Source organism: Neobacillus niacini, assembly GCF_023715415.1.
Taxonomy (GTDB): domain Bacteria; phylum Bacillota; class Bacilli; order Bacillales; family Cytobacillaceae; genus Neobacillus; species Neobacillus niacini_C.
The window spans coordinates 50,753-65,707 of the sequence record NZ_JAMBOB010000006.1 but is presented as its reverse complement, the minus strand read 5'-3'; the positions used below and the strand labels follow the sequence as shown (position 1 = coordinate 65,707).

General features: G+C 37.4%; 15 protein-coding genes. 10 read left to right on the top strand and 5 right to left on the bottom strand.

Features of this window, described 5'->3' with window-relative positions; genetic code table 11:
- The first annotated feature begins 2 nt into the window (after nucleotides 1-2).
- From M3189_RS14905 to M3189_RS14875, 7 genes are all read left to right on the top strand, one after another.
- Nucleotides 3-1,448, top strand: coding sequence for an aldehyde dehydrogenase family protein (locus M3189_RS14905; RefSeq protein WP_251634874.1), 1,446 nt, complete (start codon nucleotides 3-5; stop codon nucleotides 1,446-1,448).
- 16 nt (nucleotides 1,449-1,464) lie between these two features.
- Nucleotides 1,465-2,247, top strand: a complete 783-nt coding sequence (gene nadX, locus M3189_RS14900; RefSeq protein ID WP_251634873.1) for an aspartate dehydrogenase — start codon at nucleotides 1,465-1,467, stop codon at nucleotides 2,245-2,247.
- Nucleotides 2,248-2,351: 104 nt separating this feature from the next.
- Nucleotides 2,352-3,656 carry an aromatic ring-hydroxylating dioxygenase subunit alpha gene (locus tag M3189_RS14895; protein ID WP_251634872.1) on the top strand — a complete coding sequence of 435 codons (1,305 nt, stop codon included), beginning with the start codon at nucleotides 2,352-2,354 and terminating at the stop codon, nucleotides 3,654-3,656.
- A 61-nt stretch (nucleotides 3,657-3,717) separates the two neighbouring features.
- Nucleotides 3,718-4,227 carry an aromatic-ring-hydroxylating dioxygenase subunit beta gene (locus M3189_RS14890; RefSeq protein ID WP_251634871.1) on the top strand — a complete coding sequence of 170 codons (510 nt, stop codon included), beginning with the start codon at nucleotides 3,718-3,720 and terminating at the stop codon, nucleotides 4,225-4,227.
- A 30-nt stretch (nucleotides 4,228-4,257) separates the two neighbouring features.
- Nucleotides 4,258-5,043 (top strand): SDR family NAD(P)-dependent oxidoreductase, encoded by a 786-nt coding sequence (locus tag M3189_RS14885; RefSeq protein WP_251634870.1) that lies wholly within the window; start codon nucleotides 4,258-4,260, stop codon nucleotides 5,041-5,043.
- Nucleotides 5,044-5,068: 25 nt separating this feature from the next.
- Nucleotides 5,069-6,037 (top strand): VOC family protein, encoded by a 969-nt coding sequence (locus M3189_RS14880; RefSeq protein WP_251634869.1) that lies wholly within the window; start codon nucleotides 5,069-5,071, stop codon nucleotides 6,035-6,037.
- Nucleotides 6,038-6,170: 133 nt separating this feature from the next.
- A complete protein-coding gene (locus tag M3189_RS14875) occupies nucleotides 6,171-6,788 on the top strand; it encodes a TrkA C-terminal domain-containing protein (protein WP_251634868.1) in 618 nt (205 codons plus the stop codon).
- Between the two features lie 25 nt (nucleotides 6,789-6,813).
- Here the strand turns inward: M3189_RS14875 and M3189_RS14870 are convergent, their stop codons facing one another.
- Complete coding sequence (locus M3189_RS14870) at nucleotides 6,814-8,370, bottom strand: glycine betaine ABC transporter substrate-binding protein (RefSeq protein WP_251634867.1); 1,557 nt, start codon at nucleotides 8,368-8,370, stop codon at nucleotides 6,814-6,816.
- Nucleotides 8,370-9,500, bottom strand: coding sequence for an ABC transporter ATP-binding protein (locus M3189_RS14865; protein ID WP_251634866.1), 1,131 nt, complete (start codon nucleotides 9,498-9,500; stop codon nucleotides 8,370-8,372). The genes M3189_RS14870 and M3189_RS14865 overlap by 1 nt, the downstream gene beginning before the upstream one ends.
- A gap of 192 nt (nucleotides 9,501-9,692) precedes the next feature.
- On the opposite strand from M3189_RS14865, the gene M3189_RS14860 reads away from it, so the two are divergent.
- Together M3189_RS14860 and M3189_RS14855 are read left to right on the top strand one after the other, a co-directional pair.
- Entirely contained in the window at nucleotides 9,693-10,424 is a 732-nt protein-coding gene (locus tag M3189_RS14860; RefSeq protein WP_251634865.1) for a M50 family metallopeptidase, read from the top strand.
- Nucleotides 10,425-10,498: 74 nt separating this feature from the next.
- Nucleotides 10,499-10,984 (top strand): nitroreductase family protein, encoded by a 486-nt coding sequence (locus tag M3189_RS14855; RefSeq protein ID WP_251634864.1) that lies wholly within the window; start codon nucleotides 10,499-10,501, stop codon nucleotides 10,982-10,984.
- A 47-nt stretch (nucleotides 10,985-11,031) separates the two neighbouring features.
- Here M3189_RS14855 and M3189_RS14850 read toward each other — a convergent pair whose 3' ends face one another.
- Nucleotides 11,032-12,012 (bottom strand): NAD(P)H-dependent flavin oxidoreductase, encoded by a 981-nt coding sequence (locus tag M3189_RS14850; protein ID WP_251634863.1) that lies wholly within the window; start codon nucleotides 12,010-12,012, stop codon nucleotides 11,032-11,034.
- Nucleotides 12,013-12,283: 271 nt separating this feature from the next.
- Here M3189_RS14850 and M3189_RS14845 point away from each other — a divergent pair, with 271 nt between their 5' ends.
- Nucleotides 12,284-13,258, top strand: a complete 975-nt coding sequence (locus M3189_RS14845; RefSeq protein WP_251634862.1) for an acyltransferase family protein — start codon at nucleotides 12,284-12,286, stop codon at nucleotides 13,256-13,258.
- A 75-nt stretch (nucleotides 13,259-13,333) separates the two neighbouring features.
- Here M3189_RS14845 and M3189_RS14840 read toward each other — a convergent pair whose 3' ends face one another.
- Together M3189_RS14840 and M3189_RS14835 are read right to left on the bottom strand one after the other, a co-directional pair.
- Nucleotides 13,334-13,861: a MerR family transcriptional regulator gene (locus M3189_RS14840; RefSeq protein ID WP_251634861.1), complete on the bottom strand. Its 528-nt coding sequence runs from the start codon at nucleotides 13,859-13,861 to the stop codon at nucleotides 13,334-13,336.
- 53 nt (nucleotides 13,862-13,914) lie between these two features.
- A complete protein-coding gene (locus tag M3189_RS14835; protein WP_251634860.1) occupies nucleotides 13,915-14,787 on the bottom strand; it encodes a MerR family transcriptional regulator in 873 nt (290 codons plus the stop codon).
- Nucleotides 14,788-14,955: the final 168 nt, after the last annotated feature.

The following is a 14,955-nucleotide window of genomic DNA, read 5'->3' as shown; positions in this document are numbered from 1 at the left end:
GAATGATTTCAACTTATCCATTTGTTTCAGGAAAGTACTTAATTGGCGGGAATTGGTATGAAGCAGAAAAGAAAGCTAACGTCATCAATCCAGCAAATATAGATGAAGTTGTCGGGGAAGTAGCTTTATGCTCCAAAGCAGATGTCGATCATGCGATTACGTCTGCCGAAAAGGCATACAAGACATGGTCCCGTAGTGATATTGAGGAACGAGCAAGCAGCATGCAATTAGCAGCTGAGGAAATAAAAGCACTAGTTGAAGAGAATGTAACCTTGCTAGTACGTGAGAATGGTAAAGTACTAGTGGAGGCAAAGAAAGATTTGCTGCGCTGTGTAGATATTATGCATCAAGCAGCAGATGAACTTCTTGAATGGTGGAAGCCACAAGTATTGCCAGGGAATCAAAAGGTGCAAATTCGAAAACGTTCCCGTGGTGTCACTGCTGTTATTTCACCCTGGAACTCGCCGATGATTTTAACTTTTAAGCGAGTGATTCCAGCTGTATTGACAGGAAACACTGTAGTGGTTAAGCCAGCAACAAATTGTCCTCTGACAATTATGTCATTTTTAAAGGTGGTAGCTTCCTATTTCCCAGCGGGAGTTATAAATGTCGTAACAGGCTCGGGTAGTGTAATTGGTGAGGCACTTTGTTCTGAGCCAAGAGTAAAGACGATTGCTTTCGTGGGCAGTACGGAAACGGGAAAAGAGATCATGCGTGCAGCTTCAGGTACTGTAAAGAACCTGTATATGGAACTGGGTGGAAATGATGCAGCCATTATTCTTGAAGATGCCAATCTTGATGAAGACAGTATTAAACGCCTTCGATTCGGTATACTTCGTGCTGCAGGCCAGGTATGCTCAGCTATAAAACGGATTTATGTACACGAATCAAGATTTGAAGAGGTCGTAGAAAAGCTAAAGAAGGAATTTCAAAGAATCAGGGTGGGTAACGGAATTCAACCCGATGTAGAAATGGGACCTTTAAATAATAAATCGCAATATGACTATGTTAAAGGGTTAATTAAACGTGCAGCAGATTCGGGTGCAACTATCATTTCAACTGGAATTCAGATAGACCCTGAATCATGGGATCAAGGTTACTTTATATCACCAACGATTATTACGGGTGCAAATCAAGATAGTGAAATTGTTCGTGCAGAACAATTTGGTCCTGTTATTCCTATTCTACCTTTCTCGAATATAGACGAAGCTGTTCAGCTCGCCAATGACAGTGAATTCGGCTTAAGAGCATCGGTTTGGACAGAGGATGAAAAACTGGCAATCCTATTAGCAGACCAATTAGAAGCAGGAGCTGTTTTTCATAATAATCATACCGTTTTCCAAGACCTTCATCTTGATTTCCCAGGTCTAAAAGAAAGTGGATTATCTCGTGAAACAAGGCACTGTGGGTTAGAGTATTTTGCAGATTCCTACGGGTTAGGCAACTGATAAGGAGGAACGTCAGATGAATATCGGCTTAATCGGCGGTGGAAACATTGGCAGATTCCTACTTCAAAGCATTAATACCAATAAACTCCTGGTAAATTCCAAAATTGTTGGCATTTATACCCGCAACCCAAAATCGGCTCAGCAGCTAGCAGCTGAATTTAATACTGAAGTATTTAATGATATTCAATCACTATTACAGTCTAATATAGATTTAGTTATTGAAGCTGCTACTGTCGAAGTGGTGAAAGAGTATGCTGGTCAGGTTCTAAGCAGTGGTAAGGATTTAATACTTAGCAGTGTTGGTGCTCTCAGTGATTTGAATTTTATTCAATCGCTGGAAGAAATCTGCAAGAAGAATGGAAAAAAAATATACCTCCCCTCCGGTGCAATTGGTGGATTAGATGTATTAAAAGCTGCGAAATCCAATGGTGAACTCTACAGTGTTTCGATTATTACAAGGAAGCCGCCCCAGGCTTTACCGGGTGCACCACTGGATATAGAGCAGGTTCTTTTTGAGGGTTCTGCTCGTGATGCAATTGAGCTATTCCCAAAAAACATCAATGTTTCAATCATTTTGTCACTTGCAGGATTAGGACCTGATAAAACCCGAGTAAAAATCATTTCTGATCCAGGTATTAAGAAAAATAGTCATAGTATCGAAGCATCAGGATCCTTTGGCAGATTATCTATAAAGGTTGAAAATGATCCTATGCCGAATAATCCCAAAACAAGTTATTTGGCTGCTCTTAGTGTATTGTCAACATTAAAAAACAAGGATGCTTTTATCCAAGTTGGCTAAATTATTTTGGAAAAACTTAATTTTTAACAAACAGGGGTAAATGTTATTATTTCTTTTTCCCCTGAATGAATGGCGTTAAAAAACTATATTTAGGGGGAAAGGCAATGTACAAAACGAACATAGATTTAGAAGAGATGTCTCAAAAAGAAGCCATTGAATACTTAAATGAAACTGTTAAACCTGAAACTGGAGCCATTCCTGCCTATCTTCTAGGTGATCAAAAGATATATGATTTAGAACACAAAAAAGTATTTTTAAAAACTTGGGTGTTCATTGGACATGAATCAGAAGTTCCAAACAAAAATGATTTCATCACAAGGGATTTGTCCGGCTATTCTGTCATTATTACTCGAGGTGCTGATAATCAAATCCGCGGGCTGTACAATATGTGTACACACCGGGGGATGAAGCTTTGTCGTGCAGATGCTGGCAATAAGTCATCATTTACTTGTCCTTACCACGGCTTTAATTTTAAAAACAATGGAGATTGTGTCGGTGTTCCATTACAAAAAGACATTTACGGTGCTGACTTAGATAAATCTCAGCTGGGTTTACACAAAATTAGAGTGGAGTCATACAAAGGACTATTATTTGGTACTTGGAATGATGAAGCAGAGTCTTTAGATGCTTTTTTAGGCGATTTTAAATGGTATATTGATATATTTGCAGGAAGAGCAGAAATGGAAGTCATGGGACCGCCGCAAAGATTTGTTATTCATTCCAATTGGAAAATCGGTGCAGATAACTTCGTAGGTGATTCCTATCATACTATGGTCACTCACGGTTCTATTGCCAAATTAGGAATGGTTCCAAGTGCAACTTATTCAAAAAAAGGCTATCAAATCCACACCACTAATGGGCATGGCTTAAACCTTGGCACACCGAATCCAGACTTTGCCTTCCCTGAAGAATTAAAGGATGAGTACAAAGCAAATCTAACAGAAGAACAATACGATGTTCTATCTAATCTTAAAAATATGATTGGAAATATCTTCCCTAATCTATCGTTTTTAATCTCTCATACAAAAATTAAAGGCCAGTTAATCTCTAATACCTCAATGCGAATTTGGAGACCAATAGCTGCGGACAAAATGGAAGTAATTACATGGTTTTTAGTCGAGAAAAATGCTCCAGAGGATTGGAAAAGACGATCACGAGAATCATTTATTCTAACATTTAGTCCTTCAGGTATTTTTGAACAGGATGACACAGAAGTATTTACAGATATTACAGCTGCTGCCTCTGGTACGATGCCATTAGTAAAACAGCTGACATTTAATTACACGATGGGCTTGCACCGTAAACCAGTATCAGAATTCATTGGCCCAGGTGTCGTTTATGATGATAAATTTACTGAAGCCAATCAAAGAAATTTTTATCGTTACTGGCTTGACTTAATGACTAAGTGAGATTGCTCTCACACTTTTCATTACCTTTATCAAAAAATATTAAAGGATTGAGGGAGAAGTTATGACAATTGAGAGGATGCTAGCGACCTATGAATTTGAACAATGGCTCTATCGTGAGGCTAAACTGATAGATGATATAGATTTTGACGGGTGGTTCAGTTTAATGCACCCAACATTAAAATATCAAATGCCGGTTCGTGTTAATAAAGAGGGTACGGAACGTCCCGATTATGCCTTAGATATGTTTGCATTTGATGATGACATTGAATTATTGAAAATTCGTGTGGATCGTCTAAAAACGGATTATGCATGGGCTGAAATTCCTCCTTCGCGGACTAGAAGATTAGTGAACAATGTGCGGCTGATAGATTATGTACCAAATGAAAAAGCAGTGGTCAACAGCTATTTGATGATTTACCGAAGTCGCAGCACCGATATTCATCACGATTTAATATCTGGGGAACGACAAGATGAATTTATTTATGAAAATGGTGAATGGAAATTATCGAAACGCTTTTTCATTGTCGACCAAACGACTATTAATACACGAAATCTAGCTATCTTTGTGTAATGGCAATAGTAGCAGGAAGGAGCAGTATTTATGGCTCAGTTAAGTGGTAAATCAGTTTATTTGACCGGTGGTGCCTCTGGTATTGGAAAGGCTGTAACAGAGGCTTTTATAAAAGAAGGGGCAGTGCTTACCGTTCTTGATAAATCATTAGAGGGACTGAATCAGCTAAAGCAGCAGTTTGGTGATTCTGTGCAATGTATCGAGGGAGATGTTACGAATTATCAAGCACACGCTGATGCAGTTCGAATGGCGGTGGAAGCATTTGGAAAGTTAGATGTTTTTGTTGCGAATGCTGGTGTGTTTGATGGGTTTGCTAAATTCCAAACCGTTACTCCCGAAGCAATGTCAAATGCATATGACATCCTGTTTGACATCAATGTAAAAGGATATTTCAATGGGGCAAAAGCGTCAGTGGAGGAATTGAAGAAAACAGGCGGAAATATGATTTTCACTGTGTCAGGTGCAGGGTTCTATCCTGATGGGGGTGGAGTCTGGTACACCGCCAGCAAACACGCACAAATTGGCTTAATGCGCCAGCTTGCGTTTGAGCTTGCTCCTGAAATAAGAGTGAATGCTGTTGCTCCGGGAGGAACGTTGACAGCCCTAAATGTCATTTCTCCGCTGAAGCCATTTGTTAAAATGGTAGATAACGTGACAAAAGAAAAAAGTATTAAATTACGAAACCCACTTCGGATTGCAATGTCCTCTGAAGACCATGTAGGAGCATACTTGCTGCTTGCTTCCGATAACGCAAGGGCTATTACTGGAGAAGTTATCTCTAGTGATGGCGGATTATCTGTCCGTGGACTAGGGTGAAAAAATAGAATTAGAGGTGCCCATTTTGACTGAATCGTTAACAGAAAAGAAGCCTTTGGCTGGAAATAATGATATCAATCAACTTGCCTTTGTTGTTCATGATATTGAGAAGACATCCGAATTATTTGCTAAACTTCTTGGAATTCCGAAACCGGCATGGTTTTTAACTGGTGATTGCGAGGTTTCCAAAGTGGTTTTTCGCGGCAAACCAACGAATTCTCGAAGTAAATTAGTATTTATGAATACACCAACCGTGCAATTTGAACTAATTGAACCAAACGAAGAACCTGGTACAATGCGTGAATTTTTAGATACAGTTGGAGAAGGTATCCATCATATTGCATTTGATGTGGATGCTATTAAGGAGAAACTTCCAATTTTTGAGGAAAATGGCTATCCTTTACTTCAAAGTGGTGAATTTACTTCAAGCGACGGCAGATATGTATATGTAGATACCATGAAGGATCATAAAACACTTGTAGAACTCCTTGAAAGTGCTGAACCACGAGATACAGAGCCAAGTAAAGAATTCTACGAACCCTTGCTCGGGACGAATAAGGTTGAGCAATTAGCGATTGTTGTAAAAGATCTCGATGCGGCAGCCGAGGCTTACTGTAAACTATTAGGTGTTGAAAAACCACAAGTTATTCAATCAGGCCCAAGCGAGCTTACTAATGTTGTTTTTGAAGGAGAGCCAACCGAAGGTGATTCTAAATATATGTTTATTAACACCCCGATGCTTCAAATTGAATTGATTGAGCCAGGTACATCTCCAAGCACTTGGAAAAAGCACCTTGAAACGCATGGAGAAGGTGTTCATCATATTTCGTTTGTAATAAAAAATATGGATGAAAAAATTAAGCTTCTAGAAGAAATGGGGTATCCCGTTATTCAAACGGGTAATTTCTATAATGGAAAAGGCAGATATGCTTATATGGATACCACCTCGGACTTTAAAGTAATCATTGAATTACTAGAACGATTTGATTCTTAAAAATGAGTGCTAGTCACCTCGGGTGCCTGGCACTCATTTTTTTGAGGTTTAATCTATCTATTCGCATCTGCCATTTTTTTAGAGTATAGTGGAATAATAAAGTAAAATTGATTTAGTTTCGGTGGAGGATTATATGCAAAGGGCACAAATACCAACTTATGAACGGATTGCAATCGACTTAGCGAATCGAATTTACGATGGTAAATTCAAAGTGGGTGAAAGGATTCACGGAAGATCAACATTGGCAAGTGAATATAAAGTTTCTCCTGAGACCGTAAGAAGAGCGATAAAGATATTAGAAGATGTCGAGATTGTTCAATCAACCAAAGGCAGTGGCATTGTAATTTCCTCTCGAGAAAATGCCTATAAATACATACATCGCTTTTCTAATTTGGCAAGCATCAAAGACCTCGAGAAAGAAATTAATTCCCTTATTACTGAGCGGGATAAATTAGATGAGCAGCTTTTTGATGCAGTAAGAAAAATCATGGATTATTCGACAAAGCTGCGACATACCAATCCACTAGCTCCCATTGAGGTAGAGGTACTTCCTGGTTGTGTTCATATCGAAAAGACAATTTCAGAAGTTAAATTTTGGCAAAATACAGGCGGTACTGTGATTGGGATGAAGAGAAAGGGAGAATTAATAATTTCTCCAGGGCCATACGCATTGATTCTAGAAGGAGACGTTCTTCTTATAATTGGGGATGATGAAACGTACGAGAGAGTGGTTCATTTTATGGAGGATTAAAAAAAGCCGGCAGCGCCGGCTTTCATTATTTAATTAATCCTTCCTCTTTTAAAAACTCTTTTGCTACTTGTGCTGGTGATTCCTTCAGGCTGTCAACTTTGTAATTAAGCTTTCGCATTTTATCATCTGTCAGTATACCAGCAAGCAAATTTAGTGTTTCTTCAAGCTCAGGATGTTCCTTTAATGTCTCTTCTTTGACAATGGGAACAGCATAGTAAGGAGGGAAGAAGTTTTTATCATCCTCTAATACCTTTAATCCAAATTCTTCTATTAATCCATCCGTCGAAAAGGCATCGATGACATCACTCTTATGATTATCAAGCGCTGTATAGCGCAATCCTCCGTCTATTGCTTTTACATCTTTAAAATTTAGATTGTAGGTCTTAGCAAGACCAATTAATCCATCTTCCCGATTTGGAAATTCAATAGTAGGACCCATAACCATGTCCTCACTTACCTTAGCAAGATCTGAGATAGTGTTTAAATTAAATTGTTCAGCGGTATCTGGACGTACTGCTAATGCATAAGTGTTATTGAATCCTAGTGGTTTTAACATGTCGATAGCAAACTGCTCTTTGAATTCTTTTTTTACATAGTCATAAACCTCATCAGGATCACTTTGTGGACTTTGATTGAGAATATTTACAAGGCCGGTCCCTGTATATTCGACATACATATCAACATCTCCATTTTTGATAGCACTAAAGGCTACCTGTGAGCCGCCGAGATTCATTTTTCTTTCTACTTCAATATCTGTCTTACTTTCAATTATATCAGCCAGCATATTCCCAAGAATCAATTGTTCACTGTAATTCTTAGAACCTACGACAATTTTATCTGCAGCATTCGCCTTTGAATAAACGGTAAGTGCGCCAGCAGCAACTATGATGATACTAGCAATTGCAATTACGATACGCTTTACTTTGACACTACTTTTAGATGCTGATTTTCGTTTAGTACTATAGGAAAATTTCGTTTCAAGTTTACCAACAACAAAGTCGATTAAAAGGGCTAGGATACAGGCTGGAATTGCACCTGCAAGAATCATGTAATTATCAACGGTCTGTACACCAGAGAATACGAGGTAACCAAGTCCTCCTGCACCAACGAAAGCTGCGATGGTCATTAATCCGACTGCTGTTACCGCAGAAATTCTGATACCCGCCATAATCATCGGAAAAGCTAACGGCAGCTGAACCTTTTTCATTGTTTGACTCTTGGTCAGACCGATACCTTTGGCGGCTTCCAGAATGTCTGGATCTATATTTGTTAATCCTGTATAGGTGTTCTTTACGATTGGAAGAAGGGAATAAAGGACAACCATTACTATCGCAGGTGCACTGCCGATACCAATGAAAGGAATTAAGAATCCGAGTAAGGCCAAGCTGGGTATTGCCTGTATGACGTTCGTTGTTCCTATAATTGGCTTTGACAGCTTTGGCTGTCGTGAAATTAATATGCCTAATGGAATCCCGATAATAACCGCAACTAGGACGGAAATAATACTTAAATAAATATGTTGACCTAGTAAATTTATTATCTGTTCGTAGTTTGTACTTAAATAATTATAAAAATCACCCATTAAAAGGCCACCTCCAAATCAATTAGTTGGCTGCTTAAAGCCGATAGAATACTGCTTCTCGTGATGAGACCGGTTAATTGCTTTGAATGATTGATAACTGGCACATAGCCAATTTTATGTTCATTCATCGTTGCTAAAATGGAAATTAAGTTACTATCCTCCGTTACAGCTAATACATTTTTCTCCATAACACTATCAATCTCAGAATTTCGATTTAATAGTTGAATTCCCTTTAAAGTCACCAATCCTATTAATATATTATTTTTGTCCGTCACCATTAAGCTGTCGACCTTATTGGATTTCATTATCTCAATAGCCTGTAATACAGTTCGCTTAGTAGTAATTTTTACAGGATTAGGAATCATAATATCCTCAGCCATTAATAATTCTGGGTTATTCCAAACTCTTCTCTTTCCTATAAATCCTTCGACAAATTCATTGGCTGGGTTCTTGAGAATATTTTCAGGGGTGTCAAACTGGAGTATATTGCCGTCTTTTAAAATACAAATTTTGTCGGCTATTTTTATTGCTTCGTCCATATCATGGGTGACAAAAATGATGGTTTTGTTAAGTTCCTTTTGCATTTGAACGAGTTCATCCTGCAGCGAGTTTCTGGTTACAGGATCCAAGGCACTAAAGGGCTCATCCATTAAGATAATATCTGAATCCGTTGAAAAGGCTCTTGCTACTCCGACTCTTTGCTGCTGTCCGCCACTTAATTCCTTTGGAAAACGGTCTAAGAATTCGCTAGGATTTAATCCGACTACATGGAGAAGTTCCTCTGTTTTCTCAGCAATTTTAGTTGGTTCTTCACCTTTAAGTTTAGGGATTAATTCCAAGTTCTCTCTAATCGACATATGAGGGAAGAGTCCTGTATTTTGAATGACGTAGCCAATATTTCTTCTTAACTCGATGGCATCCATGTTGGAAATATCCTTACCGTTCACAAAAATCTTTCCTGCTGATGGCTGAATTAATTTATTTATCATTTTTAGTAATGTAGTTTTTCCACAGCCACTGGGTCCAATAAAAACAACTAGTTGACCTGCTTCGATATCAATTGAGAAGGGTTTTATAATCGATTTATTTCTATATTTTTTTTCAATATCTTTAAACTCTATCAAATTCATTCCTCCTAAAAAAATCACTTTAGTAAATATCAACAACTTAATTTTAACATAAAGGTTGGTGGTTTGTCGAATCAAGCACTTTTTTGTAGGTCACTTTTATAAAAGATTATAGAGCAAAAGATTTTTCAGAATATAAAGAAAAGTGTTAAGATGGAGTAAAAAAGGAAGTAAATTGAAAAGGGGGAAAGTAAATTGGTTTATATAAGAGAAAGGCTTAGTATTAAATTTCTCCTCTTCCTTGGGTTGGCATTCGTCTTAACACAAGTTCCGATAATAGGTGATTATTTTCGAATTATTAATACGGTGATTCATGAATCTGGACACGCATTTATTGCACTGTTTGGTGGTAATGTTGAAACTATTTCATTGTTTATGAATGCAGATGGAGTTACACACGGCACACAATCAATATGGATTATTGACTTTTTTACTTGTGCAGCAGGTTATTTGATTTCTTCGTTCATGGCATATGTTTCGTTTTGGTTAATCAAAAAAAATAAACATACATTTTTCATCGATTTGCTATTAGGATTAATACTAATAAATTTTATTTTATGGGTCCGAAATCCCTATGGTTTATTCTGGCTTGCATCCTTTGGTATTTTATTTCTTGCTTTGCTTATTAAAGGAAGCAAAAAAGTAATGCATAACCTTGTGTTGTTAATTGCCTCTGTCATTTTAGTAGAATCAGTGAGTACCGCATATGATATTTTCATCATTAGTTTAATACAGCCCCACGCTGCCGGGGATGCGACAAACTTATCTCAATTAACAGCCTTTATACCAGCTCAAGGATGGGGGATATTCTTCTTTGCTCAATCACTTTTCTTCATTTTTCTTGGATTCAAAAAAGGCTTGTTCAGTATAGGAGAAGTAGAAATACAGCCTAAATATCAGTTAGAAGGAACAAAAGACTACTATTAAAAAAGTTAATATTTATAAAAAGTGGAACATATGATTGATTAATGTGGATTTTCAACAGATAATGGAGGGATTAAATGGATATTCTTGATGCCATTAAAAGCCGGCGAACAATTAAAAAATTCAAATCAGATGCTGTTGAGCTAGATTTGATATACTCTTGGTTAGAGGCTGCAACAATGGCTCCTAATCATCGAATGACTGAACCCTGGGAAGTATATTTTATCGGTACTGATACGAGGGCAAAACTTAAACATAAGAGTGATTTTGGTAATGCTCCTGTTCTGATGGCTGTAGTTTCAAAACATGGTGCAACGGCGGTTGAAAAAGAGGAAAACGCCTTAGCGACAGCTTGTTTTGTTCAAAACTTTAATTTAGCTGCATGGTCCCAAGGGGTGGGTACATTCTGGTCGTCTATTGGAACTTCAGCAAAAAACCGGGAAATCCTAGAGGTCCCTGAAAACTATAATCTAATTGGTGTATTGGGAGTTGGTTATCCCGAAGTAACTCCAGAAGCTAAACCTAGAACATCCATCAAGAATAAAATTAAAAGTTTACCTTAATAAGAAGAGACAACCTCAAAAATGCGGTTGTCTCTTTTTTTATAAAGCTAATTTAAGTTCATTGCATTTTGATACTCTGCTGTAAGATTATCCATGATTTGCTGGACAGGAAGGATCTCCTTGATTTCATCTACTCTGGCACCTGCAAACACAAGTCCATTTTCCACATCGCCTCCAACAGATACTAGAAGGGAATCTAGTGTACAGAAGCGATAAGAGCAATTTTTTAAACAATCATGGCATTTGGCAATTTTTAATTTGTCTGGTCCACTAATTAATTTGGAAAAGTTATTCGCAATGACTCTGCCGTGTAAGCCAACCGTTGTTTTAACTAACAAAGTATCCTCTTTACGTGCATCAACATATTTCTGTTTAAATGCGAGCGGAGCGTCACATTCTTCACTTGCTACAAATCGGGTGCCCATCTGAACCCCAGATGCTCCCATTGATAGGGCTTTGGCGATATCTTCACCAGTCATAATACCACCAGCTGCAAGTACAGGAATCGATACGGCTTCCACTACTTCTGGCAGTATGTCAAACATCGGTCTATCAGTTCCAAGATGTCCGCCAGCTTCAAAGCCTTCCACCACTACCGCTGCAGCGCCGAGCCTTTCTGAAATTCTTGCTAATTTGGCTGAAGAAACAATGGAAATAACGGGTATGCCAGCCTGTCTGCCCCATGCATACATATCCCTTGAAATTCCTGCCCCTGAAATAATAAAATCAACCTTTTCCTCGAGAGCAGCTTTCATTTTTTCTGCAAAATCATTCATTGCAAACAAGACATTTACGCCGATATAGCCTGCATCTTTTACAAGACTTTTTGCTTTTCTAATATGTTCACGCATTTCATCCGTTGTAATACCAGTGCCTGAGATAATTCCAACTCCGCCAGCATTTGCAACCGCAGAAGCCAGTTTGCTTAATGAAATACCAACACCCATTCCTCCTTGGAAAACTGGAACCTTTGGCATGATATGAGCAATTTTTAATTGTGGAAAATTCAATTTATAACCCCGTTTCATTGTTTAAGAATTTTGAACTTACTCTGAATACTACCATGGATCATATTTTGTGTATGTGATTTTTATCATCAGGTCCTAAAAGTTGGTGATAGAATATATTACCAATAGTCAAATATGCATAGGACATTACGATTATTATTTTGAAATTGTAAATTTATCGACATAGAAAGTAACCTATATTCAATCTCTCTGTAATATTACTAAGGTAAGATAGTGTATAATATACATCTTAATATTTTGTTGAAATATCTTTTTAGTTTGGAGGGATAGGATGGCTTCGACTACAAATAGAAGTAAGTATTTTGATAATGCAAAATTCATATTAATCTTTCTTGTTGTTTTTGGACATATGATTAGCCCTTATAAGGATCAAGATAAGGTGTTATTTACTTTATATACCGTGATTTTTCTGTTTCATATGCCAGCATTTATTTTGATATCCGGATATTTTGCTAAAGATTTTAGAAAAAAAGGGTATTTACTTAAATCTGTTCAAAAAATTTTAATTCCCTATTTTATTTTTCAGATTATCTATTCAGTTTTTTATTTTTTAGTGGGGAAGGAAAAAACGCTTGAATTTGATTTATTTCAGCCGCATTGGTCTTTGTGGTTTTTACTAAGTTTATTTTTCTGGAATTTATTGCTGTATGTATTTGCGAGATTAAAATGGGCTGGTTTGTTGGTTGCGGTTATTTTAGGAGTAGCTATTGGCTATTTTGAGCATGCAGGAAGCTTTATGAGTATTTCTCGGACATTTGTTTTCTTTCCATACTTTCTGTTAGGTTTCTTATTAAAAGGCGACCATTTAAAACGAATCATTGGGGCGAAGTATGCTGTTCCAGCAGGAGTAGTAATAATCTTTACTACTTTTTTATTTTTTGGATTTAGTTTTCCTGAAAATGCTGTACCATGGCTGTTAGGGGACACCTCTTATGAGAACATGGGCGGGATGCTGCCTACGGATGGACTATTGCGAGGAATACAATATATTTTAACTTTAATTGTAGTTTTTGGTTTCTTGCCATTAATCCCATCGAATCAGTACCGAATAACGAAAATAGGCGAAAGAACATTATATGTTTACTTATTCCATGGGTTTATCATTAAGGCAATTCAATCTATTTTACCGGATGCCATTTCAGAAAATTATTTATTTTTAATTGCTTTCTCCTTTGTGGTTTGTCTGGTGCTTGGCAGTTATATGATAAAAAAATATACCCGGCCAATTGTTGAGTTGAAAATATAAATGCCGAATGTGGTTTAACACATTCGGCTCTTTTTTTTGGCTAGCATAAGCGCCAAGGTGCTTATCCTTTTCTAGTTACCCTAAAAACCCAAATAATGAACTAACAAAATTCTTCTTTTTTCTATTTAGCTTTCCTTGTTCGAATACGAGAGGTTTTTCAGGAGGTGTGGTTATCTTACTCTCATAAAGCTGTGATTGCAGGGATTCCACTTTTTTAGTTAAGTCTAGGACTTGACTCTGTAAATCTTCTATTTCCCGGCGGTGCTGCAGAAGCTGATAGGAGGCTACAGAGTCTGCTTTAGAATTTACCTTTGCTTCTAATTCGCTAACAATCGTATACAATCTTTCTAGTTCCGCGTTTGTCTCAGGAGCTCCTTTTACAGTTCCTTTCCGAATTTTCTTCTCTTGAACGGGTGCTATTTCTTGAAGTAAGGTCCCATTTTGTATTTGTGTTTGAATGTTTTTTAGAAGATCAATATCCTCATTATTAAAATGATAGTGTCCCCGTTCATTACGCTCCATTGGCAGTTCGAGCTGTTTTACCCATCGTTGAATGGTACTTGCTGACACCCCTAACAATTTTGCTACTTCGCTCGTGTTCATAATGGTTCCCTCCACTTGAAAAATTTGACCCTAGCAACAAGTGTCGTGACGTTTTACTCCCAGAACTTCCACCATTTCTTTTCTCGTGTAGCAGCTACATCACGGAAGCTTATTAATAAATCCTGAAAAGCAGCTTCTCTTTGCGTGATTTCATGTAGGAATTGATCACGTTCTATCATGCGATTTTCACGGTCCTTTTCGATAACTTCCGATAAACTATTGATTTCTGTGTTTGTAAGATCAACGTAGTGAGCAAGTTCCTCTGTAGATTCAGATAATTGCTTTGATAATGTATAAATTTCTTCTGAAGTTTCCTGTGAGGCATTAACAATACTTTTTGATAAATAATGAAGTCTTTCAGTCGTCTGTTCTGCTGTCTTTTCAATGTGTTCCGAAAGTTCCTCAATTTCTGCTTTTGTATTCGCTGACGATTTATAAATGGAATCAGAAATGGACTTCACTGTATAGAAGGTACCTTTTGAAATCTCCTTTTTTACCTCTTCAACGACCTCTTTACGGAGGATACTTCGAATTTCATCCTTTACCTCACTTAAGAAGTTTTGTTTATAATTATCCATCGCATCGAAGAATTGATCTGTATCCTTAATGGCAATCTCCTCATTGGTTACTTCTGGAATTGCTTCTGAAACAATTGGCAAGGAGGAGGTGGGAGGTTCAGAAATCTCACTTTCTACCGGTTCATCCTTTGTTCGTAAGTTTTGTAGGATCATCTCCGTACTTAATTTGTTTTCGTACATTTGTTTAATATCTAAGAGTAAATCGAGTTCTACCTCCGAATAAATTCTTGCACCTTGTCTGGTCCTGGGAATATCAAGATATTCCTCAAGTTCCTTTTCCCATTTTCTTAAAATAGCTGGCTTAACATTTATTTTTTTGGAAACTTCCTTTAACGTGAAAGTTCTCATAGTTTTCAAATCCCTTCTATCCAATTTACGGTAAAACATCTATAGATAGTAAATTCTATAAGGTGCACCCCATTTTCCTGCAGGTTGACAAAAGCTATCAAAACAAGACGTATATCACGAAATAGCAACAAATTCATGCAAAAAAAGCTGTGCAATATGCACAGCTTT